We start from the raw sequence: 23137 nt of genomic DNA, 5'->3' as shown, positions 1-23137 counted from the left end.
CTTTTTGTACGAGCGAATCACGCCTTCAGTGCGTGATTCGCACGCAAGAGCATCTTCATCGCACACAAGAGCATCTTCATCGCACGCAAGAGCATCTTCATCGCACGCAAGAGCATCTTCATCGCACGCAAGAGCATCTTCATCGCACGCAAGACCATCTCAATCGCGCGCAAGAACCCACATCATGTATATTCCTGTCCATTCGTGCGAATACTTGTAGCAACAAAGAATCAGGAAAGGTAGAGTAGAGTGGCAGAAAAATACTTGATCTATTACCAGGCCAAATCAGGCGTAGTGAAACAAGTCCCTGTATATGCTTCGCACAAAGAAAAAGCACGCGAAAGTCATTTGAGAAGTAACCCGCAAGCAAAAATCACGCATATTCGTCTTTTATAAACCAGCTTCTTTTATAAGAAAAGGCAGCGCGGGTCCGGCCGCTGTCTTTTTTTATGTGCCAAGCAATCCTGTCCGTAATGAAAGGCTGTTTTAATATGGAATGTGTGAACGTCGCCACCGCAAGTATAGGGTTTGGTGGTTACCAAATTGTTGGCGATAAAAAAATTCCTTATTCTGAACTTGAAGTCATTGATTACTACTTTGAAAAACAGTCATTATTTAAAAAGCCTATGTGAAACCTGGAGTCTAACTCCAGGTTTTTTATTTAGGCCGTTGATGATTTATGAGCCGTATTCCTGGTCTTCAGATGGTGGAGATATTGATCTTTAAACAGAAGTGGAGGAAGAGTCCTATTGCAAAATTTGTCATCAACTGGTAAAATTTTATGAAAATTAACAATATTACCAAAAAAGGAGATGATGATCATGAAGTTGTACCTCTCCGTAGATATGGAGGGAATAACCGGTGTACCCGATTACACCTTTGTTGATTCTTCCCAGCACAATTATGAACGGGCGAGGAAGATCATGACAGAAGAAACGAACCATGTCATTGAAGCGGCATTTCAAAACCATGTAGAAGAAGTATTAGTCAATGACAGCCATTCGAAGATGAACAATTTACTGATCGATGAGATTCACCCAGATGCCTCATTAATCACTGGAAGTGTGAAGCCACTATCTATGATTCAAGGATTAGATGAATCCTATGCCGGAGCTATCTTTGTAGGGTACCATGCCAGGGCAGCTCAAAAAGGGGTTCTATCACACTCGATGACTTTCGGGGTTCGTAACTTCTACATAAATGACGTTGCCGTGGGGGAGCTTGGTTTTAATGCATATGTGGCCGGTTATTACGGTGTCCCTGTTTTGATGGTTGCCGGGGATGACTGTGCAGCGATGGAAGCAGAAGCCCTGATTCCAAATATCGTTACAGTACCAGTCAAAGAAACCATTTCTCGATCAGCGGTCAAAAGTTTAACACCGAAAAAGGCAGGAGAACTTCTGGAAAAACGAACGACGGAAGCGATACATAACCGAAATCGAGTAGAGCCGCTCGTACCTCCAGAACATCCCACTCTAAGAATTGAATTTATGAATTATGGCCAGGCCGAATGGGCAAATCTCATGCCTGGTACGGAAATCGAACCAGATTCAACAACGGTAAGGTTTCAAGCCAAAAACATAGTGGAAGCATACCAAGCCATGCTTGTCATGACAGAGCTTGCCATGCAGACAACATCCAGCTAGGGGGACCAGTCGTGGCGAAATACATATTGAAACGTTTCATTTACATGATAGTTACTGTTTTTATCATAGCAACGCTCACGTTTTTCTTAATGAATTTACTACCGGGTTCACCGTTCAATGAAGAAAGGACAACCAACGAAGCCGTCCAGAGAAATTTAGAGGCCCATTACCATCTGGATGAACCGTTAGTTGTGCAATACGTCTTGTATTTAAAATCCATTGTGACGCTGGATTTCGGTCCTTCGATTAAACAACCGACAGAAACGGTCAATTCTTTATTAGGCAGAGGTTTTCCTATATCCGCTGAGTTAGGAATATGGACAATCCTCATTGCTTTAATTTCCGGAGTGGCCCTCGGTGTTTTTGCGGCATTGAAGCACAATGGAGTGATTGATTACATAGCGATGACCATTGCCGTACTGGGGATATCGATCCCTAACTTTGTATTAGCTACCCTGTTAATCCAGCAGTTAGCCGTCAACTTAGGTGTGCTCCCTGCTGCGACGTGGAGCAGCCCACAACATATGGTGCTCCCAATTGTTGCCCTTGCTACCGGCCCCATGGCCATTATTGCCCGTTTAACCAGGTCAAGCATGCTTGAAACGTTAACACAGGATTATATAAAAATGGCTAGGGCCAAAGGGCTGTCGCCAGCCAAAATCATTGTGAAGCACGCATTGAAGAATGCACTCATGCCTGTGGTCACCATTTTAGGTACCTTGCTTGCAGGGGTCTTGACAGGAACGTTCGTCATTGAAAAGATTTTTGCGATTCCGGGGATGGGCAAATATTTTGTTGAAGGCATCAACCAGCGAGACTATCCAGTCATTATGGGAACGACCGTTTTTTACAGTGCCTTTCTTGTATTGATGTTGTTCCTGGTGGATATCGCTTACGGAATTCTCGATCCTAGAATCAAGCTGCATAAAGAAGGGGGCAAGTAATGTGATTCCTGCGAAGAAACAGAATGAAGAAACGCCTCATTCATCGATTCCAGATGAATGGTTTAAACCGAAAGAGAAAAATACAGAAGATGCGGAATCCGTTGTTCGTCCTTCTCTTTCTTATTGGGAAGATGCCTGGAGAAGACTCCGGCAGAATAAATTAGCTATGTCAGGGCTCATTTTTCTTATCCTATTAGGCGTCATGGCTGTCATCGGGCCTTGGATTTCCCCTCACGATGTGGATACTCAAAACCTGCCAAACCAGAACCAGGCACCATCGCTTACCCATTGGTTCGGTACAGATGAATTAGGACGGGATGTATTCACGAGGACGTGGTACGGGGCAAGAATCTCCTTGTTTGTAGGATTGATGGCCGCTTTAATCGACTTTTTCATAGGGGTCGCTTATGGAGGGCTGTCAGGTTATAAAGGTGGTCGAACCGATAATATCATGATGCGGATCATCGAAATCCTTTATGGACTGCCCTACCTGCTTGTCGTCATTCTACTCCTTGTGGTCATGGGACCAAGTCTCTTAACCATTATCATAGCCTTAACGGTTACCGGCTGGGTTGGAATGGCACGAATTGTCAGAGGACAGGTCCTGCAGTTGAAACACAATGAATTTGTCATGGCTTCCCAGTCTTTCGGAGCGAAAACGAAGCGGATCATTCAAAAGAACCTGCTGCCGAATACGATGGGGCCGATTATTGTACAGATGACTCTCACTGTTCCAACAGCCATCTTTGCAGAAGCTTTTTTAAGCTTTTTGGGTTTAGGCATTCAGTCACCATTTGCAAGCTGGGGAATGATGGCCAATGATGCGCTGGGTGTCATCTTATCAGGTGACTGGTGGCGTCTTTTCTTTCCTGCATTCTTCATTTCAGCAACAATGTTCGCATTTAACGTGCTTGGAGATGGTCTCCAGGATGCGCTCGATCCTAAGCTCAGGAGGTAAACATCAATGGAAAAAATCTTGGACATCCGTGACCTGCATGTATCGTTCAAAACCTTCGGGGGAGAGGTACAGGCCGTGCGCGGCGTAAATTTAGAATTATATCGCGGGGAAACCCTTGCCATTGTCGGAGAATCCGGTTGTGGGAAGAGTGTCACAGCGAACAGCATCATGCGCCTTATTCCAACACCTCCAGGTGAGATCAAAGATGGATCCATTCTTTTCAAAGGACAGGATATGACTCAGCTTTCGGACAAGGAAGTAAGAAAAATTCGCGGTGTAGATATTTCGATGATTTTCCAGGATCCGATGACTGCCTTGAATCCGACCTTGACCGTTGGAGACCAGTTGACAGAGGGGCTGCGCCAACATCGTTCCATTTCAAGGAAAGAAGCGGATAAACAGGCGATGGAAATGCTTACCCTTGTCGGAATCCCCAACCCTGTCGAACGTATGAAGCAGTACCCTCACGAATTTAGTGGCGGCATGCGCCAGCGAATCGTGATTGCGATGGCACTGATCTGTGATCCTGAACTACTGATTGCCGATGAACCGACAACCGCTTTAGATGTCACCATCCAAGCTCAAATCCTTCAGCTGTTTCAGAAAATACAGAAACAGACCGGTGTTTCCATCATACTCATCACGCATGATTTAGGGGTTGTAGCTAAAATAGCCGATCGCATTGCGGTCATGTATGCCGGAAAAGTTATTGAAACAGGGACACGGAAAGAAATTTTTTACACCCCGCAGCACCCTTACACCAGGGGTCTGCTTCACTCTGTGCCCCGTTTGGATCAAAAGGGAGAAAAATTAATACCAATAGACGGAACACCTCCGGATTTGTTTTCACCACCGGAAGGGTGTCCATTTGCTGCCAGGTGCCCAATGGCCATGGAAGTGTGCACAAAGGTTTATCCGTTTCATTCTAAGTTGAGCAGAACACATGACGTGGACTGTTGGCTGCAGGATGAGCGAGCAAAAAAATATATGGCATCAACCTATTAAATATATAGAGAGGAGAACGAATATGAAAAAATGGTGGACAGTCTTTATGGGGGTTTTACTTGTCGCTGTATTAGCCGCATGTACAGCTTCGGAAAGTGCAGGAGAAAGTGATGAGGGTAGTTCTGAAGGAGAAAGTGACTCAGGAACAAAAACGCTATTACTGAATAACGGAGAGGAGCCGACCTCCTTCGATCCATCTCAAGGATTCGATGCGGTTTCCTGGAATGCGTTGAACAATTTGATGGAGGGTCTGACGCGTCTTGGCAAAGACCACACTCCAGAACCAGCAACTGCTGAGAAATGGGAAATTTCCGAAGATGGCAAGGAATATACGTTTTTCATCCGTGAAGATGCAAAGTGGTCGAACGGGGATGACGTGACGGCAGGGGACTACGAGTTTGCTTGGAAACGTCTTCTTGATCCTGAAACGGCTTCACCAGCAGCTTTCCTGGGTTATTTTATTGAAGGTGGAGAAGCCTTTAACAATGGAGAAGGATCAGCCGATGATGTGATGGTGGAAGCGGTCAGTGACAAAGAGTTAAAAGTGACATTAAGTGCACCGACAGGATATTTCTTAAATATCATTTCCAACCCGGCGTTTTTCCCAATCAATGAGTCTGTAGCAACAGAAAACCCAGAGTGGTTCGCGGAAGCAGACAGCTTTGTAGGAAACGGACCATTTGCATTGGCAGAATGGAAACATGATAGTGAAATGCTTATGAAAAAGAATGAAGAATATTGGGATCACGAGACTGTGAAGCTTGATGAAGTTCACTGGGCGATGGTGAATGATACCAATACGGAATACCAAATGTATGAAAGTGGGGAGCTTGACACTTCCAATATTCCGTCTGATATGGCGGAGCAGCTGTTAGACAGTGAAGAGGTGTCGATCCAGGACCAGGCAGGTACAGCCTTCTACCGTTTCAATGTAAATGAAGAGCCTTTCCAGAATAAGAAGATAAGAAAGGCCCTCGCCATGAGTGTGAATCAACAGGAAATCGTCGATTATGTGACGAAAAATAAAGAAGAGCCTGCGTATGGTTTTGTCTCTTATGGATTTGAAAGTCCATCTGGGGAAGATTTCCGTGAACACAATGGAAAACTTGTAGAACCGAATGTAGAAGAAGCAAAACAGCTGCTTGAAGAAGGAATGGAGGAAGAAGGGTACGACGAACTTCCAGCCATCACCCTTTCCTATAACACGAGCGAGGACAACAAGAAAATTGCAGAAACCATCCAACAAATGTTCAAAGAAAATCTTGGCGTAGAAGTTACGCTGGAGAATGCGGAATGGAACGTCTTCCTTGAAGCACAAAAAGCATTGGAACACCAACTTTCCAGAAGTTCTTTCTTAGCTGACTATGCCGATCCAATCAACTTCCTTGAGAGTTTCACGACGGATTCTTCGATGAACCGTACAGGTTGGTCCAATGAAGAATACGATCAGCTGATCGCCGATGCTAAAAATGAAGCGGATGAAGAAAAGCGTTGGGAATTGATGTATGAAGCAGAGAAACTTCTTTTTGAAGAGATGCCGATCTTCCCTGTTCATTTCTATAACCAGGTCGTTCTTGAGAAAGACAACGTATCCGATATCGTTCGTCATCCTGTCGGTTACCTTGAGTTGAAGTGGGCAGACAAACAATAGACTTTCTTTGAAAAGAGGCGATTCTTTCGCCTCTTTTCCTTCATTGGAGGAATATGAATATGATTAAGGCGGAACGGTTGAATCAGGGTGATACCGTTGGGGTTATAGCCCCGGCAAGTCCCCCGGACCTTAAAAACTTAGACAAAGGCATTTCTTTCTTGGAAAGCTTAGGTCTAAAAGTGAAACTAGGAGCCCATGTAAATAAAAAACATGGCTATCTAGCAGGAAATGATCAACAGAGGTTGGAAGACTTCCATCACATGTTTCAAGATCCGGAAATTACGGCCATCTTTTGTGCTGGTGGGGGATATGGTACGGGACGGATTGTAGCGGATATTGATTATGCATCTATAAAAGAAAACCCTAAAATCTTTTGGGGCTATAGTGATATCACATGTTTACATACCGCTATTCGTCAGGAAACAGGACTCGTCACCTTTCACGGACCGATGCTTTGTTCGGATGTTGGAAAAGAAGGCTTTGATGCGGAATCAGAAAAAATGTTTCACCAGCTGTTTGAGCCTGAGGGGATGCATTACAACGAGAACCTTTCTCCTTTAGAAGTCATTGGAGAAGGAGAAGCATCAGGAGAAGTAGTGGGTGGGAATTTATCCTTACTTGTAAATGCAATGGGCACACCTTACGAGATTGATACGAAGGGGAAATTACTTTTCCTTGAAGATGTCGGAGAAGAACCCTACCGTTTGGATTCTTTTTTTAATCAATTGAAACTTGCAGGCAAACTCGAAGATGCGGCTGGAATCATCCTCGGAGATTTTAGTGGAACGGAAACAGAGAAGACAAAAGAAACCCTATCCTTATCACAAGTTTATGAGGACTATTTTTCTCATCTGAATAAACCTGTGCTCGCAGGGTTTAAGATTGGTCACTGTCTGCCCCATTACAGCATTCCATTTGGAACAGACGCCGTATTATCAAGTCACAGGAAATCCTTAATGATACAGCCAGGTGTCGATTAAGAAAGGTGGAGGATCATGAGAATTCAGTCTATAGAAACTTATCCGATTGCGGTCCCTTTACACACCCCATTCAAAACAGCTTTACGTACGGTTACCGTAGCTGAGTCCATTTACGTAAAAGTGATTGGTGAGGATGGGACCGAAGGGTGGGGAGAAGCCCCGCCAACGGTTGTGATTACCGGAGAGAGTTTAACGAGTATCGATCATACGATAAAAAAAATCATCACACCTGTTCTGATCGGAAAGGACATTACGTATAGAGAGGATCTTTTTGAAAAGCTGCAGGGCTGCTGCATTGGGAATACAAGTGCTAAAGCTGCCGTGGATATAGCTTTACACGACCTCTTAGGAAAAATCTATCAACTCCCACTCTATCAATTGCTTGGTGGATCGAAGAGCGAGTTGGAAACCGATTATACGGTCAGTGTAAACGATCCGGAAGAAATGGCGGAAGACGCGGCCCGTTATGTCAGCAACGGATTTAAGGTCTTAAAGGTGAAAGTAGGTAAAGATACGATTGAAAAAGATATCGAACGGATTCAGAACATCCATAAGCGGGTAGGTGAGGGGGTTCGAATCAGGCTGGATGCGAATCAAGGGTGGTCACCGAAAGAAGCCATTTATGCCATCCGTAAAATGGAGGACCACCACCTTCCCATAGAATTGGTGGAACAGCCTGTTCATGCTCAGAACATAGAGGGGATGAAACAAGTCACCGACCATACTTATACACCAATCATGGGGGATGAGAGTGTGTTCGGTCCGACAGATGCCAGGCGGATATTAGAGACACGGAGCGCCGATTTAATCAATATCAAACTAATGAAATCCGGTGGTATTCATCGAGCCGTGAAAATCAACCATCTGGCTGAAGCCTATGGTGTGGAGTGCATGGTCGGCAGTATGATTGAGACTAAGCTTGGAATCACGGCAGCCGCTCATTTTGCAGCTAGTCAGAACAATGTAACGAGGGTAGACTTTGATGCCCCATTGATGCTTACGGATGACCCTATTCACGGCGGAGTACAGTATGACAAATCCATGCTTACATTTTCGAAAGGTTTCGGGCTGGGGATTGTCAACGTTAATACCGAACAAACCGTAAAAATATAAAGACATATCTCTAGAAGGAGGTCAATGATGACACATACAAAAGAAAACAATGAGAAAAGAGTCGTGCGTGTACCTGTAGCAACTCTTTGGACAGCACCTGATTCTCCGAGGGAAGTCGATCAAACTTCGCTTACAGCATCAGCTTCTATGAGAGACTGGCTGAAGGTTTTGGATGACGATCAAAAACGCGAACTGTGTGATGAGAACCTTGTCCAATCACAACTGCTGATAGGCGAAGAAATCTGGGTAGATGAGTGGGTTGGTGACTGGGCAAAAGTCGTGGTGCCGTCCCAGGCCTCCAAAAAAGACAAACGAGGGTATCCTGGGTATATTCCTATAAGTCAGCTGGTCAAAACAGATGAAGCCGACTGGAATTCAAACGAGCGGGCGGTTGTACATAAGAAACAAGCATGGCTTTACAATGGTGCAGAAGAACCGCTCATGGAAGTGAGTTATTTAACGTCCCTTCCTGTCATAGAGGAAAAGGATGCGTTCGTAAAAGTTCTTTACCCGGATGGTGTTGGGTATTTTGCTTCAGAAGACGTGGCCGTACAAACGAAGCATGAAACAAAAGCAAAAGGCAGCGGAGAGGACCTTATTCGGTCAGGAGAAGCCTTTGTCGGTCTTCCTTATTTTTGGGGAGGGATGAGTGCTTTCGGATACGACTGCTCCGGCTTTGCTTACAACATGCACAAGGCTTTTCATTACGAAATTCCAAGAGATGCGACAGACCAGGCCAAAAGTGGAACGAACGTATCCTTGGATGATCTGCAAGCGGGGGATCTCCTGTTCTTCGCTTACGAAGAAGGACAAGGGCGCATTCACCACGTCGGCTTTTATTATGGAGAAAACAAGATGCTTCATTCTCCGAACGTTGGAAAGAGTATTGAAATTATTGATTTGGAAGGAACCGTGTACGAAAAAGAACTATGTGTCGCAAGAAGATACTGGAGCGAGACGGAGGAACCCTCATGAGCCTGCAAAAGACACTTGAAGTGAAAGATCTTAAAAAACATTTCAAAATGGGAAAAGGAAAATCATTGAAAGCTGTGGATGGTGTCAGCTTTGACTTGTACAAAGGGGAGACGCTCGGACTTGTCGGAGAGTCCGGCTGCGGGAAGTCGACAACAGGGCGCACGATCATGAACCTTTATGAAAAAACAAGTGGAGAAGTTATTTATGAAGGGAAAAGTGTTCATGATCGTACACCGAAAGAACAATTTCTTTTAAAACGCCAAATGCAAATGATCTTTCAAGACCCTTATGCATCATTAAACCCACGTTCAACCGTAGCAGAGATCATCCTTGAACCAATGGAGATCCACGAACTCTTTTCTTCTAATAAGGAAAGGATGGAGCGTGTCTACGAACTGCTTGAAGAAGTCGGTTTAAATCGCGATCACGCCAACCGGTATCCTCACGAATTCAGTGGTGGTCAACGCCAGCGGATTGGAATTGCCCGCGCACTGGCCCTTGATCCGGACATCATTATCGCTGATGAACCGATTTCTGCCTTGGATGTTTCTGTACAAGCACAAGTGGTAAACTTGCTGGAGCGGCTTCAAGAAGAAAAAGGATTGACGTATTTGTTCATTGCCCATGACCTTTCCATGGTGCAGCACATATCAGATCGAATTGGTGTCATGTATCTCGGTCACTTGGTAGAGTTAACAAGCAGTGACCGGTTGTATGATGCCCCTCTCCATCCCTATACTCAAGCGCTTCTTTCAGCCATTCCCATTCCGGATCCGGATATTGAGGATGAACGGGAACAAGTCATTATCGAAGGAGAAATACCAAGCCCGATCGACCCTCCGAGTGGTTGTGTATTCCGGACACGCTGTCCTTTTGCGATGGATGTGTGCAGTGAGAAAGCTCCTGTCTGGCAGGAAGCGGAAGAAGGCCATCAAGTCGCTTGTCACTTGTACGATGATACAGTGGTCGACCCGGCTGAAAGAAAAAAGAAGCGAGAACAAATGAAAGTGACTATTCGTTAAATCTGAACCTTGCTCCTAAAAAGCATCCTACACTATTCAAAATGGATGAAACTTTATTATTGGATGAATTAAAAAGAGGAAAGCATAGCAGTGACGTTATGCTTTCCTCTTTTTTTATTTTTTACGGTCGTGCAGGCGATCTTCTTCTTCCGTTTCCAGCATGCCATAATCGCCATTCATCGCCTGTTCATCCTGATCGACACCAAGGTCATTGGTTACGGGGTTGATCGTACGTTTTTCTTCTTTCCGCGGTTTGTTGCGTTTGTTCTTCTCCATTCTGCACACCTCCCTTTTTAGCTTGGCTGAAAAGGGGAGGAGTATGCAGGAGGTTATTCGATATGGACAATTTTTCCGAGAATTTGGTTGGCGACGTTCTGTCCGCTCAACACGACCATCGGAGAACCGCCGCCGGGGTGTGTACTTCCGCCGCAAAACCAGAGACCATCCAGATCCTGGGATTTGTTGAACGGCCTCATGAATGCCTGGGATCTCGTGTTGGAGGATGGTCCGTATAATGATCCGCGATAGGCCCCAAAATGCCTCTGTATGTCTTCGGGATCCCAAACTTTTTCGACTTGGATATGATCTTTGATGGGAACGCCTGCGTGCTGAAGTCGATCATAAATATGGTCTTTGTAGGAGTGTTTATCATACCCGCCTTTTTCATTAAGAGCGGGGGCGTTGACGAGGATGAAACAGTTATCTCCTTGAGTCGAGACGGAATAATCCGATTTGGATGAAGTACAAATGTAAATGGTGGGATCGTCCGCGTAATAGCCGTTTTTTAACACATTGAATTCCTTTTTATAGTCGCTTGAGAAAAATAAATGATGATGCTTTAAGCGGCTGATTTTGGTATCAAGTCCTGCCATGATGACAAAAGCGGAAATGGAAGGATCGTAACCTTTCAGTTTTCGGTTGGTCATCGTGCGTCTCGCTTCTGGATCAATCAATTCGGGAACAGCCTGAATGAGATCGCCGTTCATGATTACATGATCTGCCTCGTAGCGTTCCCCATCATCCGTTTCCACACCCGTCACTTTTTGATTTTCGTGGAGGATCTTTGTTACTTTGGTTCCGCTGTATAACCGAACCCCGACGTTCTCCGCAGCTTTAACGAACCGGTCCGCAATCCTCGTGTTGCCTCCACGAACAAAGTAAACCCCATCATTCCACTCAAGATGAGCGATCATACTGAACGTGGCTGGTGCTTGATAAGGGTTGGAGCCGATATAGGTGGAATACCGGTTCAATGCCTGGATGATCTTCGGATTTGAAAAGTACCGTCTGAAAAAGTGATCCATCGATTCGAGAGGACGTACCTTCGTCATACTTTTCGCGAGGGAGGGGGAAAGGTAGTCGCTCCAACCATTGAAGGTCCTGTGTAAAAAGTGCTTGTGTGATAGGTGGTACAAGCGTTCGATTTCTACTAGAAAGTCTTCATACATCACATGCCCTTTGGGGTCCAGCTTTTCTAGCTGCTTTTGCATATAGGTTTGATCTGTAGAAAAATCAAAAGTCGTCCCGTCGTGGAACTCATTTCTCGTGTGGGTAACAATTTTTGCAAAAGGAAGTTCCTCCCATGGGTCAAGGCCCCCTTGTCGGATGACATCCTGAAACACTTCAGGCATCGTAATTGTATTAGGTCCAAAGTCAAAATGAAATCCAGCTTCATCGACGCTCATCATTTTCCCGCCAAAATGCTCGTTTTTTTCGAACAGCCTCACATCAGCTCCTTGCTTGGCGAGGGTGACCGCAGCTGATAAGCCGCCGAGGCCTCCCCCGATGATGGCTACTTTCATTGATAGAACCTCCCTTTCCATTGATATTTTTCCCCTCGTTTATGGACGAACATCGACGCCATCATGATTGCAATCAGCAGCACAACAGACACTGGAAGCAGGAAGGATAGCCATAGCGGATGCCCCGTCCGTGCGTCCACATACATCTTGAATGCAACCGTCAACAGGTAAGGAAGAAAAAAGGCAGAATCTCCGGTGACAAGTCCAACTACCGCGAGGACGGCGGGGGATAAGAAAACGACCGCATAAAACAAGGTCAAAAACACGACCATGCCTGGAGAACGTCCGATGCCTGTGTACACATTCTTTTTAAAGCCTTCCCACGTCTCTTGTCCTGAATCGTACATGTAGGAAAGAACAGATTCTGTAATATTGGCGAGAATCATCTTATAGCCGTGTTTTTTTACCTCTCTCGCAATATGTACGTCTTCAACGAGAGAGCTTTTGACGGAAGCATGACCTCCGATCGCTTCATACGCATTTTTCTCAATCATAATAAAAATTCCGCACGCGGCCGTGAACATCGGCTTCGTCGTCCGGTTGGCGACGAATAAAGGGAGGTGGAGCAGAACGACCATATGTTGAAGCGGGACGAGCATATGACTTAGAAAGTTGGCATTCGGATAATTCGGAAACCCGCTTAACATGCTCGCCTTTTTCTGCTGCATCATTGCCAGCGTTTGTTGAATAACGCCAGGAGCTACACGCGCATCAGCATCGAGGAATAAATAGTACTCACCGTTGGCTGCCTGCGAAAGCTGGTGACAGGCATGAACTTTTCCGTTCCAACCTTCAGGAAGCCCCTTTCCCTGAATCACTGTAAATCGCTCATCATCAACGACCCGTTCGTTGAGCCTATCGAGCGTACCATCTTCCGAATGATCATCAAGCAGAATTACTTCCAAGTCTGGATAAGTAAGCGAACGCAGCGACCGTATCAATCCTTCTACATTGTCTGCTTCGTTTCTTAACGGTACGAGTAGTGAAACGGACGGCTTTTCTTCAAGCTCTCTTTTCGCAGATAAAGGGTAGAGGAAGAGGCTGTTGAAAATGGTCCACACATTCAAAACGATCGTGATGATGAAGAGAATAAAAAATAGCGACATGACGATTCCCCCTTTCCATTACAACTTTTTAAAGGAATGAAGATTTTCTTCGATGACGTCTTGGCGTAATTCATCCAGCTGTTTGGTAGCCGCATATTCAAAATACCGCGTCATTTCTTTTCTAGGGAGTCTTACGTACTCCTCTTTGGGGAGAGCTTCTCCCAATCGTATGTAGGCATTCGGTTTTTTTGTATGCTCCAGCGCATAGTATAGGGAAACAGGAACGACCTTGATGTCCGGACATTGCTGAGTAAGGTAACTGATTCCAGAAAAAAATTCGAGCGGTCTTTTCTCGAGCGGCTGCTCATTTCCTTGAGGGAAAATCCACACCGTTTTGCCTTGTTCAAGCAAATGTTTGCTGTAACGTAAGGATTGCACCAGGTGTCGGCGATCCTCACCGTTCACCGAATAAGCACCAATCCTCCGAAAAAAAGGAAAGCGGCGTATGCCCTCTTCATGCATCATGCCATATCCGTCTGATTTCACAAGACGATCGTTGATATAAAAGATAAAAAGCGGATCCCACCATGTCGAGTGATTGATAAGAAACAAGGTCTTCTCATCAGGTACAGTAGAAGGGTGCTGGATTTGGATGTTGTTGAAATGATAGTTTAAAAACAGCCGATTGAAGCGGGTGAATCCCCACTGTATCCATGATGTTTTACGTGCGGGTAGAAACATTTGATCGCCTCCAAAAGTACAAGCCATACCATAAGATTGTAAGAGCACTCACGAACACAATCGCTCCATACAACCGGCCGGTGAACGCGATGCAGAGAAACAGGAATATGATCAGACCAAACGTCAAAACCATCCTTCCAGGCCAGGGATGAACATTTTTTTCTTCCATGTTCCAATGAATGAACAGGAAAAACACGTGAAACAGTGCAGCCAAAACAAACCAGCCAAAGAAGTTAGAAAACGGGATATCGTAATAAAAGCCTGGATCTTCCCAAATCCAATATTCCTTCACTTTGAAAGATACCGGATCGAGGATGAGGTCCATCGTCACCGCTGCAAGCGCACCTGTGAAAACGAAAATGAACCGGCTGGCCCAAAGGTTCCATCCGCTCGATAATACACGGGCCAGTTCATGAGAGCAGCCGATGATTAAAAGCCAGGCGAAACCGATCGTAATCGGTGTGTCCGCAATTTTTAATCCGAAGTTTTCTGTGTAATGATAGGCTCCGAATAAGAAATTGTATTTTACTCCTAAGTGTTCCACATAAATACTGACCACAATGATAATCAAGCTGTAAATGAAACCGCGCCAAACACCGTACATTTTTGAAAAATAAATCCCTGCAACGACCCCTGCGGTAATTAAAAAGACGCTGTTCGCCCATTCGAGCCAAGGCGGAAGCAAGTCAAACGTCACTAAAAAAACACCGCAGATGTACCAAAAAATAAAAAAACGGAAAATATAAGTAGTCATAGAGCACCTCTCTCATTTTACGGTCCTCAAAAGAGTTATGTATAAAATCATCATACCTCATCCGGAAGTAAAATAAACGAAAAAAGCCCTATGCGCAATCCATAGGGCTTGATGAATTATTGATGAGCAAGTCTTCCTCTTCCAAGGGGAAGTTTTGTTCCTTGTTTTTTGAGCATTGGCATGACCCAGCGGTCTAATCCATAGCGTCCGGCATTGGCTCCGGCAACAAGGAGGAAGATGGTAAGCAGAACCATTTGCGGGTTCGTGCTGACCGTTCCACTGAATAAGAAAGCGAAGTTCATGAGAATGCCACCGAAAGCAGCTACGTTTGTGAATAATCCTAGGATAAGTGCGATGCCGACGAGAACTTCTCCCCACATGACGATGAAAGCGAAAAACTCATGGTTCGGAAGAGCAAATTGTTCGAGGAAAGCGGCCCACCAACCCTGGACAGCCGGGTGCGCGCCTTCTGCCTTCGCAATCGCTCCATTCAGAAAACCACTCACTTCAAATCCACCCGTGATTTTACCAATTCCAGCAGTCAGCCAGGCATACCCTAGATACACACGGAAGACGGTCAGGATCATCGCTACAACCTTGTTGTTTCGTAACAGTTCATTCAACATGTAACTCACTCCTTATTATACTTTGTTCACCATTTCACATGATGTTGTGTAAGAAGATCTCTTTCTTACAATTTAAGTATAAACGGAGTAGGAAAGGATATCCATACTTTGTTCAACACTTCACAATCTGTTCAATTTTTTATGGCAGAATTGTGAAAAAGCTTGTGTTTCCCTTTCCTTTTAAGGGTAGGATAAAAATATATGTTGAATAGGAAACATGCAAAGCAAACGCTTAAAATATTTGCTATGATAGAGAGGAAAGAGGGGTGGAACATAGATGGAAATTATCATGTTTTTTGTCAGTCTAATTGTATTATTAGGACTCATAGGTTTAACGATTTTTGATAACGGTTGATACTTAATGAAGACAAGCGTCCGGGGAAGGATCCACATCAGGCTCCTTCCCCGGACGCTTTTTTATGTTCATTAATATAAGCTCCCTTTTCTGGAAGACTCAGTTTCGAGATGTTTCCGGGCTTCGTTTGCCATATTGGAAGTCAGGGGTGGTTGGGAAGCTACTCGCTTTCCTGTGGGGATGACGGCAAGCCTCCTCGAGCTTCGCTCTGCGGGGTCTCGCCAGCCAATCCATTCCCACGGGAGTCTCGCAGCTTCCCAACCACCCCATTCGATGCATGGAGAAACGAACCCCTCTATCATGATGGGACGTCTTCCTCCCCAATCAGAAACTGGTAAAAAGCGCTTTACATCAAGCTTTCACCGTCGGAATGCCCAATGGGGGGGAGTTTTAAATTATCTACTTCGTTTGAGCATACAAGCAGAGATTCTGAGAAGTGGTTTCGAGAGACTACACATGGTAAAGGGGCGGAGGGGAATGGGGAGACTCCTGCGGGAAAAGAGTGCTTGGTGAGACCCCACAGGACGCAGTCCGAGGAGGCTCATCGCGCTCCCGCGGAAAGCGACTCATTCCCCGCAGCCCCTACCTACTCCATAAACATCTCGAAACTGAGTCTTCAACAATCCTGCCATATTCCTTAATAAGTATTTTTATCGGCAACATTTAATAGGGTCCTGAAAAATAAAAAAAGTACCAGCGACACTTTTTCTTTATCTCCTTCGATTATAGAAGTGAGAGGAGGTGAAGCAGATGGCCGTAAATACTTTGAAGGTAGACAGTCGCTTACAGCTAGTCTTTTCAACAGGAACTGATGAAGACGGAAACATGATTCTGAAACGTAAATCATTCAACAACATTAAAACAGATGCTACAGATGAACAATTGCATGAAGTATCTGTCGCTCTATCCCCATTGCAGCAGCACATTCTTGTCGATATCGCCCGTGATGACCGCTCAGTTTTGACTGAATCTTAATTTGAAAAGGAGGAGAATACATGAAAAAGCTAGAGCTTAAGTTCTTGAATGAAGAAGGAAAAACAGTCACCATCAGTCTGGACGACCCGGTAGAACCTGTCGATCCTGCACAGGTCAATGCAGCAATGGATGCCATTTTGACCCAAGGCTGCTTCTATTCCAACGGGGGAGACCTTGTTGAGAAGAAAGAAGCCCGTATTGTCGAACGCAACGTCTTTGAGATCTCATTCTAAAAAACGAAAGAGCCGCTAACCATCATTAGCGGCTCTTTTTAGCAAAACCAATCATTATTAATCATGTATATGGCAGGATTGTGTAAGACTTGATTTCGAGACTTTTGTGGGAGTTTAGGGGCTCCGGGAAAAGGTTCGCTTTCCGTGGGCGAGTGATGAGCCTCCTCGAGCTAACGCTCTGCGGGGTCTCATCTACCACGCACTTCCCACAGGAGTCTCACCGTTTCCCTCCGCCCCTCTGCCATATGAAATTCTCGAAACCGATCTTATAGTACCCTGCCTAGTTCTGTTGTAAAGTTCTGCTTAAACCGCGTCGATATAGGATTCTTAACCATAAAAGCTCCTGTTACTCTAAGATAGTTTCGAGAACCTCTTATGGCAAGGGGCGACGGGGGATGGGGAGACTCCTGTGGGAAAAGAGTGCTTGGTGAGACCCCGTAGGACGGCAGTCCGAGGAGGCTCACCGCGCTCCCACGGAAAGCGAGTCATCCCCCAGAGCCCCGAACCGCTCACACAAACGTCTCGAAACTGAGTCTTTCACAATCGGCAGCTTAAACATAATTCAGGGGAGAGGTGAATGGAATGGGGATTGATGCATGGATTTCAATATTAGCGGATGTTGGTTTCCCTGTGGCGGTGACGTTTTACTTGTTACACCGTGTGGAAGGGAAGCTGGATCAACTGATTGAAACGTTACATCAGCTGCCAGAAAAAATAGTCACGACTAAATGAATGCACAGCTTTTCTAGCTCACAAACCTGAGGACATAAAACGACCCGCCGGATGACTGGAGGGTCGTTTGTGTGTTTATTTCGTTAAGCCCCATTCATTGAATGGATAAATGATCAACTCCGTACGTCCGATGATTTCTTCTTCTTCGACAAAGCCAAGTCCATTCCGGCTGTCCTTACTTATGGAACGGTTGTCTCCCATGACGAAATACTTTCCTTTTGGAACTTCGATTGGTCCAAAATCTCTAGTCGAGGACGCTGCCTCTTCCGTCAAGTATTCCTGCGTCTGCTCTTCACCGTTTACATACAGTTCATGATCACGGATCTCCACCGTATCTCCCGGCTGGCCGATGACTCGTTTAACATAACTTTTTACTGGTCTCTCAATGATGACGATATCCCCGCGTTCGGGTTCATCTACATAATATATGATCTTATTGAACATGACGCGTTCCCCGTTTTTGAGTGTCGGGTCCATACTTGCCCCTTCAACAATCGATGTGGCGAAGAAAAATGTTCGTAATATAAATGCGAGTGTAATGGCGACAGCAATGGCTTTCAACCATTCCAACCATTCTTTTTTAGATTGCTCAGACAAACTCATCTTCCTTTCTAGATGAACATAGAATATCTCATCCTTAATTTTACCACATCGTTACGGAAAGAAAAGGTGCGGGGAAAGGCTTTTACGAAATTGTAAACTCTTTTCCAGCCTTTATCTTATTTTATCACCCTCTGTCGAAATTTTAGAACCTTTACCGATAGTCTTTACAAAAGTATAGAAAATTGAGATAATTTTTTTCGTGCAAGAATGGATGCGAACACACATTCTTTTCATTTTGGGATAAAAGGTGTACAATAATAGGGAAGAAAAGTCAGGAGGTAGTCGATGGTGCAAGTGGCCGACAAAGATCCTCGTATTGCTGAATTAGAGTACTTGCGTAAAAAGATGACGAAAGTGGCGTTTGAGAAAGGGTTGTCAAGCCCGGAGTCTGTCAAACTCAGTCAACAACTTGATGCCCTTTTGAATGAAGTGCAAAAAAATAAGCCGAATTAAAAGAACTCATGGGACCTGCATCCATGAGTTCTTTCATGTCTGGATTTCAAAAAGCTTTGTGGCAGGAGGGGAGCGTCACTTCCCACCGTACATGAATATCTACGTTAATCTCCTTTTGAAATAAAGTCCTGCAGGCGCTGGAGTCCTTTTTCCAATGTATCCATGCTGTAGGCATAGGATAGGCGCATATAGCCTTTCCCATATTCTGAAAAGGCGTCCCCTGGAACGAGTGCGACTCCTGCTTCTTCGACGAGCTGCACGGCACGCTCGAACGTTGTCTTTCCATTCAACGGAAAGTTTAAGAAAACGTAAAAGGCCCCATTAGGCTCAGCAAATGGAATGTTCATTTCCTTGAGGCGTCTGACGACGAACGCTCTTCTTTCTTTATAAGCATCACGCATCGATTCGGCGTCTTTTTTTCCGTTGGTCAAAGCTTCAAGAGCTGCATGCTGGCTGATCGAAGTCGCACATGACACGTTGTATTGATGGACTTTCAATAGGTGACGGCTCAGCCAGGAAGGGGCGAGCAGGTAGCCGATCCTCCAGCCGGTCATACTATGGGATTTCGATACACCGTTAATGACGATCACCTGGTCGCGAACATCGGGAAAGCTTGCAATCGATGTGTGCGGACGATCATATACAAGTTCACTGTAAATTTCATCGGCTAATAAGAAGAGTTGATGCTCCTTAATTACATCTGCAATCCCCCGCAGCTCTTCTTCCGTCAAAGAAACCCCCGTTGGATTGGAAGGATACGGTAAAATAACAGCCTTCGTTTTCGGAGTGATGTTTTCTTTAATCATTTCTCCCGTCAACTTGAATCCGTCCTGACTAGTATCGATGAACACAGGGGTGCCGCCAGCTAAGCGGATCAGCGGCTCATATCCTGGATAAACGGGACCTGGCAACAGCACTTCATCCCCGGGCTGGATGATAGTTCGAAGGGTAATATCAAGGGCCTGGGAAGCACCGATCGTGACGATGATTTCTTCTTCCGCTTCATAATGGAGACCGTATGATTGTTTCACGTGCTGCTGGATCGCTTTTCTGAGGGGCAGCATCCCGGCATTATGGGTGTAACTGGTTTGATTATCTCTAATGGCCTGGATCCCTGCTTCTTTCACTTGCAGAGGTGTTGGGAAATCAGGCTGTCCAATGGTCAATGAAATCACGTCTTCATAGTGGGAGACCATGTTGAAAAAACGTCGGATGCCCGATATTTCAATCTGTTTCACTTTTGGGTTAATGAAGTGTTCCAATGCGTATTCTCCTTCTTTACATAAAGTTAACAAAATGTTCAAACAATTATCACGTGAAATTTGTTGAATTTTGTTATAATTTAAAATAAGCCTATGAAAGGAGTTGTATAATGAGAAGCCATAAACGAATTTCCTTTGAAGACTTAGTGGATCGTAACAAGCGACAATTGTTGAACGATCAGGAAGCAATCGAAAAAATCGAACGTCAAATAGATGAAAAACATACAAGAAAAAACGATTCCGATGCTTATGTAAACTGATGATATCACACCAAAAAGCAACCGCATAGATTGGGTTGCTTTTTTACTTTTCCGATGGGACATGGCAAAATATAGATATAGGTACCAAATGTGAAAAGGAAGGGGTTTGATCTATGGATGATGTCGGTTTAGTTCTTGAAGGCGGAGGGATGCGAGGCGCATACACAGCAGGCGTGCTTGATTTTTTCCTTGATGAAGAGATTCACATCCCTTATGTTGTCGGTGCATCTGCAGGGGCATGTAATGGCAGCTCTTATGTTGCGAGACAGCGGGGGAGAAACTATGAGGTGATTGTCGAGTACGGGGCGCATCCCGAATACATATCGTACAAACGGATGATTACGAAACGGCAATTGTTTGGAATGGATTTCATATTTGATAAGCTTCCTAACCAGCTTGTTCCGTTCGATTATGACACGTTTCTTCAACAAAAAACACGTTTTGTCGTGGGAACCACTGATATGAAAACAGGAGAACCTGTCTTTTATGACCGTTTCCCTGACAGGGAGAGTCTGTTGAAAGTCATACGCGCCTCGAGTTCGTTGCCGATGGTCGCCCCAAGTATTCAGTATGATGGACGTGAATTGATGGATGGCGGCATTGCCGACCCCATACCGATGCAGGCTTCGAAAAGGGATGGAAACAAAAAGCATGTTGTCGTGCTTACACGAAACGATGGATACATCAAAGGCAGAATGAAGGGCGGCTGGTACTTCAACCGAAAGTACAGGCAGTTCCCGCTCTTTGCAAAAGCTTTACTTGAAAGGCACGTTCGTTATAATCAGCAGCTGCAAAAAGTGAGGGAAGCGGAACAAAACGGAGAGGCGTTCGTCATCCGTCCATTAAAACCTTTGAAAGTGAGCCGGATCGAACGGAACCGTGACCGTCTGCACGACTTGTATGCTCAAGGATATGAAGAAGCTGAGGCTCATGCCTCTAGACTGGAAAAGTTTTTGCAAGTGAGTGGATGATCTGTGGTTTGAACGGGGAAGCAGGGGAGATGCTGATCCGCCTTTCAGTGGTTACACTGCTCCCCACTAGCACCATCCTTCTCAGATGAAGGGAAGGAAAGACAAGCGCCCTTTTGGCTGGGTGCTTGCCCATGTTATCTTTTCTGCGCTATCCGTTGGCTGGACACTTCAATCCCTGCAACCACGCTCCACTGAAGATGAACCACAGTCCAGGGCTTTAGCTGCGGTGTCGCTTCAATTAGGGAGCGCTGCATTTATTTGGCACGCATCCATCCTTTGCTCAATCATAGGGATGGGCTTTTTTAAAGAAACGGAGGAGAGATGATGAACCAGGCTGCTGAATTTTGTGAAGCCGTAACTACATTGTTTGAAGAACATAGAAATGAAGAAAATCGAATTCCAATGGAGAACTATATGAAGAACCATTATCCATTTTTCGGAATTAAAGCCCCTGAGCGGAAACAAATCCTCGCACCATTGCTGAAAAAATACAAAGAAATCACGGAAGAGGAGCGTTTGGAGGCAGCGGTTCTGCTTTTTGAAAAGCCGGAAAGGGAATGTCACTATGCAGCTCTCGCTTTTCTTGAAAAGGGGATCAAGAAAGCACCAGAACACAGTATTGATACATACAAGCAATTGCTTATGACAAAACCGTGGTGGGACACGGTCGATATGATTGCTTCCACTTTGTGCGGCGGATATTTCTTCCGATACGAAGACAAGCTCCGCCCCTTTACAGAGGAGTGGAGAGAGTCGGATCACCTATGGGTACGACGCTCGAGCGTCCTCCATCAGTTGAAATATAAAGAAAAGACAGATGCACTCCTTCTTTTCGAAACGATTGATAGCCTCAAGCACGAAAAAGAATTTTTTATTGAAAAAGCGATCGGCTGGGCGCTCCGCGAATACAGCAAAACCGATGCACGCGCTGTTATAGATTACCTCGAGCGGGAAGAGGTTCGTCCTTTGAGCCGCCGGGAAGGATTGAAGTGGTTGAAAAGCAAACATCCAGAGCTTTTAGAGGGCTGAAGTTTATTTCTTTCTATCCTTGTTCATAATGGTAAAAAAAAGAACAAGGAGCGGTAGAAGATGAATATTATGGATTGGTTCGATCCATCGTTTTTAGAAGAGACCATTAGCTGGCTTGATCACGATCTATTGGATGTTTTCGGTCTGGAGCGGGAGTATGTTCAATTCTCACTCGTCTTTCTGTTCATGCTGTCCCTCATGTGGGTCGTCAAACCGGTCATCGAATGGATGATGCTGAATCATTGGAAGACTCTGTCAAGCTACGTGACAAGCACTCTTCTAGCCCTCGTATTCCTTCAGCTTGTCGATCGTTACGCCATGTCCGATACGACCTCAACCCTGCCCGCTTCTTATTGGTCGGTCTGCCTGCTCGCGATCAGCAGCTTCGGGTTAGTGTATGTAACCGTAACATGGATGCGTAAACTTTACGCGCGCTTATCGAAACGAAGCAAAAGAAAAGCAGCCTGATTTTGAAACCTTCTCTTTTCTTGATCGTAGAATAAGTTAGAAACGGGAGTAGAGGAGGAACATCATGGAAATCGGCATCTTTTTTCTCACTTTCCTGATCTTCGGGGTCGGGTTGTTAGTATTAAATATTATTACGAGTGTATGGGCGTATCGCGATTCTGTCCGCAAAGGCAGAAGTTCCGCCTACAGCCTCGTCGTCCTTATCGCAACATTATTCTTCCCCTTAGTCGGGTTAATTGTTTATCTTATCATAAGAAATGACTGAAAAAAGAGCGGGCCACCCGCTCTTTTTTTGTGTTCTTCGTTATTAAAGTATATGGCAGGATTGTTTAAGACTTGATTTCGAGAGGTTTCGTGGTTCGTTGCTGAGTTGAGCGTCAGGGGTGGTTGAGAAGCTACTCGCTTTCCTGCGGGGATGACGGCAAGCCTCCTCGAGCTATGTACTGACCCCATAAAATTGGACACTATGTAATTAGGCTGTTGCTTGATGCTTATTGCGGAATTGGACCGGGCTCATCCTTAGTTTAGACTTG

The 23137-nt window shown here is 45.2% G+C and carries 29 protein-coding genes; 20 read left to right on the top strand and 9 right to left on the bottom strand.

Translation table 11 applies throughout. The features are described from left to right. Nucleotides 1-17: 17 nt before the first annotated feature. Nucleotides 18-143 (bottom strand): hypothetical protein, encoded by a 126-nt coding sequence (locus BLS23_RS22180; protein WP_279615136.1) that lies wholly within the window; start codon nt 141-143, stop codon nt 18-20. A 106-nt stretch (nt 144-249) separates the two neighbouring features. On the opposite strand from BLS23_RS22180, the gene BLS23_RS21885 reads away from it, so the two are divergent. From BLS23_RS21885 to BLS23_RS19930, 11 genes are all read left to right on the top strand, one after another. Next, a complete protein-coding gene (locus BLS23_RS21885) occupies nt 250-396 on the top strand; it encodes a hypothetical protein (RefSeq protein WP_167356130.1) in 147 nt (48 codons plus the stop codon). Between the two features lie 95 nt (nt 397-491). Further along, entirely contained in the window at nt 492-632 is a 141-nt protein-coding gene (locus BLS23_RS21880; protein ID WP_167356129.1) for a hypothetical protein, read from the top strand. Between the two features lie 189 nt (nt 633-821). Then, nucleotides 822-1646, top strand: coding sequence for a M55 family metallopeptidase (locus tag BLS23_RS19970; RefSeq protein ID WP_089654773.1), 825 nt, complete (start codon nt 822-824; stop codon nt 1644-1646). Nucleotides 1647-1657: 11 nt separating this feature from the next. Beyond that, entirely contained in the window at nt 1658-2590 is a 933-nt protein-coding gene (locus BLS23_RS19965) for an ABC transporter permease (RefSeq protein WP_089654772.1), read from the top strand. Nucleotides 2591-2594: 4 nt separating this feature from the next. After that, nucleotides 2595-3548, top strand: a complete 954-nt coding sequence (locus BLS23_RS19960) for an ABC transporter permease (protein ID WP_089654788.1) — start codon at nt 2595-2597, stop codon at nt 3546-3548. 6 nt (nt 3549-3554) lie between these two features. Beyond that, nucleotides 3555-4553 (top strand): ABC transporter ATP-binding protein, encoded by a 999-nt coding sequence (locus BLS23_RS19955; RefSeq protein ID WP_089654771.1) that lies wholly within the window; start codon nt 3555-3557, stop codon nt 4551-4553. 22 nt (nt 4554-4575) lie between these two features. Then, nucleotides 4576-6204, top strand: coding sequence for a peptide ABC transporter substrate-binding protein (locus BLS23_RS19950; protein WP_089654770.1), 1629 nt, complete (start codon nt 4576-4578; stop codon nt 6202-6204). A 59-nt stretch (nt 6205-6263) separates the two neighbouring features. Beyond that, nucleotides 6264-7184 carry a S66 peptidase family protein gene (locus BLS23_RS19945; RefSeq protein ID WP_425250627.1) on the top strand — a complete coding sequence of 307 codons (921 nt, stop codon included), beginning with the start codon at nt 6264-6266 and terminating at the stop codon, nt 7182-7184. A gap of 15 nt (nt 7185-7199) precedes the next feature. Next, nucleotides 7200-8297, top strand: a complete 1098-nt coding sequence (locus BLS23_RS19940) for a dipeptide epimerase (protein ID WP_089654768.1) — start codon at nt 7200-7202, stop codon at nt 8295-8297. A gap of 27 nt (nt 8298-8324) precedes the next feature. Continuing rightward, the gene (locus BLS23_RS19935) at nt 8325-9272 is read left to right on the top strand and encodes a C40 family peptidase (protein WP_089654767.1); all 948 of its coding nucleotides are present in this window, start codon (nt 8325-8327) and stop codon (nt 9270-9272) included. Continuing rightward, the gene (locus BLS23_RS19930) at nt 9269-10294 is read left to right on the top strand and encodes an ABC transporter ATP-binding protein (protein WP_089654766.1); all 1026 of its coding nucleotides are present in this window, start codon (nt 9269-9271) and stop codon (nt 10292-10294) included. Before BLS23_RS19935 ends, BLS23_RS19930 begins: the two co-directional genes overlap by 4 nt. 114 nt (nt 10295-10408) lie before the next feature. Here BLS23_RS19930 and BLS23_RS21575 read toward each other — a convergent pair whose 3' ends face one another. From BLS23_RS21575 to BLS23_RS19905, 6 genes are all read right to left on the bottom strand, one after another. Next, nucleotides 10409-10570 (bottom strand): DUF4021 domain-containing protein, encoded by a 162-nt coding sequence (locus tag BLS23_RS21575; protein ID WP_115822198.1) that lies wholly within the window; start codon nt 10568-10570, stop codon nt 10409-10411. 53 nt (nt 10571-10623) lie between these two features. Beyond that, nucleotides 10624-12096 carry a phytoene desaturase family protein gene (locus BLS23_RS19925; RefSeq protein ID WP_089654765.1) on the bottom strand — a complete coding sequence of 491 codons (1473 nt, stop codon included), beginning with the start codon at nt 12094-12096 and terminating at the stop codon, nt 10624-10626. Continuing rightward, nucleotides 12093-13202 (bottom strand): glycosyltransferase family 2 protein, encoded by a 1110-nt coding sequence (locus BLS23_RS19920; RefSeq protein WP_089654764.1) that lies wholly within the window; start codon nt 13200-13202, stop codon nt 12093-12095. The genes BLS23_RS19925 and BLS23_RS19920 overlap by 4 nt, the downstream gene beginning before the upstream one ends. Before the next feature lie 18 nt (nt 13203-13220). After that, nucleotides 13221-13883 carry a lysophospholipid acyltransferase family protein gene (locus tag BLS23_RS19915; RefSeq protein WP_089654763.1) on the bottom strand — a complete coding sequence of 221 codons (663 nt, stop codon included), beginning with the start codon at nt 13881-13883 and terminating at the stop codon, nt 13221-13223. Then, complete coding sequence (locus BLS23_RS19910) at nt 13864-14637, bottom strand: carotenoid biosynthesis protein (protein WP_089654762.1); 774 nt, start codon at nt 14635-14637, stop codon at nt 13864-13866. Before BLS23_RS19910 ends, BLS23_RS19915 begins: the two co-directional genes overlap by 20 nt. Before the next feature lie 116 nt (nt 14638-14753). Beyond that, nucleotides 14754-15263 carry a DoxX family protein gene (locus tag BLS23_RS19905; RefSeq protein WP_089654761.1) on the bottom strand — a complete coding sequence of 170 codons (510 nt, stop codon included), beginning with the start codon at nt 15261-15263 and terminating at the stop codon, nt 14754-14756. 1105 nt (nt 15264-16368) lie between these two features. Between BLS23_RS19905 and BLS23_RS19895 the strand changes: the two genes are divergently transcribed. The 3 genes from BLS23_RS19895 to BLS23_RS19885 all read left to right on the top strand — a co-directional run bounded on the left by BLS23_RS19895 (nt 16369) and on the right by BLS23_RS19885 (nt 17558). Beyond that, a complete protein-coding gene (locus BLS23_RS19895) occupies nt 16369-16593 on the top strand; it encodes a DUF1659 domain-containing protein (protein WP_089654759.1) in 225 nt (74 codons plus the stop codon). Nucleotides 16594-16613: 20 nt separating this feature from the next. Next, the gene (locus BLS23_RS19890; RefSeq protein ID WP_089654758.1) at nt 16614-16826 is read left to right on the top strand and encodes a DUF2922 domain-containing protein; all 213 of its coding nucleotides are present in this window, start codon (nt 16614-16616) and stop codon (nt 16824-16826) included. A gap of 588 nt (nt 16827-17414) precedes the next feature. Continuing rightward, nucleotides 17415-17558 carry a YvrJ family protein gene (locus BLS23_RS19885; protein ID WP_089654787.1) on the top strand — a complete coding sequence of 48 codons (144 nt, stop codon included), beginning with the start codon at nt 17415-17417 and terminating at the stop codon, nt 17556-17558. 75 nt (nt 17559-17633) lie between these two features. On the opposite strand, the gene lepB is transcribed toward BLS23_RS19885, so the two are convergent. Further along, complete coding sequence (lepB, locus tag BLS23_RS19880) at nt 17634-18155, bottom strand: signal peptidase I (RefSeq protein ID WP_089654757.1); 522 nt, start codon at nt 18153-18155, stop codon at nt 17634-17636. Between the two features lie 291 nt (nt 18156-18446). On the opposite strand from lepB, the gene BLS23_RS19875 reads away from it, so the two are divergent. Next, entirely contained in the window at nt 18447-18614 is a 168-nt protein-coding gene (locus tag BLS23_RS19875) for an aspartyl-phosphate phosphatase Spo0E family protein (RefSeq protein WP_115893924.1), read from the top strand. Nucleotides 18615-18718: 104 nt separating this feature from the next. Here BLS23_RS19875 and BLS23_RS19870 read toward each other — a convergent pair whose 3' ends face one another. After that, nucleotides 18719-19876, bottom strand: coding sequence for an aminotransferase A (locus tag BLS23_RS19870; protein ID WP_089654756.1), 1158 nt, complete (start codon nt 19874-19876; stop codon nt 18719-18721). Between the two features lie 110 nt (nt 19877-19986). On the opposite strand from BLS23_RS19870, the gene BLS23_RS19865 reads away from it, so the two are divergent. The 5 genes from BLS23_RS19865 to BLS23_RS19845 all read left to right on the top strand — a co-directional run bounded on the left by BLS23_RS19865 (nt 19987) and on the right by BLS23_RS19845 (nt 22869). Continuing rightward, nucleotides 19987-20136, top strand: a complete 150-nt coding sequence (locus BLS23_RS19865; RefSeq protein WP_089654755.1) for an FbpB family small basic protein — start codon at nt 19987-19989, stop codon at nt 20134-20136. A gap of 113 nt (nt 20137-20249) precedes the next feature. Continuing rightward, nucleotides 20250-21107 (top strand): patatin-like phospholipase family protein, encoded by an 858-nt coding sequence (locus BLS23_RS19860; RefSeq protein WP_089654754.1) that lies wholly within the window; start codon nt 20250-20252, stop codon nt 21105-21107. A 324-nt stretch (nt 21108-21431) separates the two neighbouring features. Beyond that, complete coding sequence (locus BLS23_RS19855) at nt 21432-22136, top strand: DNA alkylation repair protein (protein WP_089654753.1); 705 nt, start codon at nt 21432-21434, stop codon at nt 22134-22136. A 60-nt stretch (nt 22137-22196) separates the two neighbouring features. Then, complete coding sequence (locus tag BLS23_RS19850; RefSeq protein WP_089654752.1) at nt 22197-22604, top strand: hypothetical protein; 408 nt, start codon at nt 22197-22199, stop codon at nt 22602-22604. A gap of 64 nt (nt 22605-22668) precedes the next feature. Next, nucleotides 22669-22869: a PLDc N-terminal domain-containing protein gene (locus BLS23_RS19845; protein WP_089654751.1), complete on the top strand. Its 201-nt coding sequence runs from the start codon at nt 22669-22671 to the stop codon at nt 22867-22869. Nucleotides 22870-23137 lie beyond the last annotated feature (268 nt).

This window comes from Halobacillus aidingensis, assembly GCF_900104185.1.
Lineage (GTDB): Bacteria > Bacillota > Bacilli > Bacillales > Halobacillaceae > Halobacillus > Halobacillus aidingensis.
Note: the sequence above shows the minus strand (reverse complement) of the source record. Positions and strands in the feature narration are given on the sequence as shown.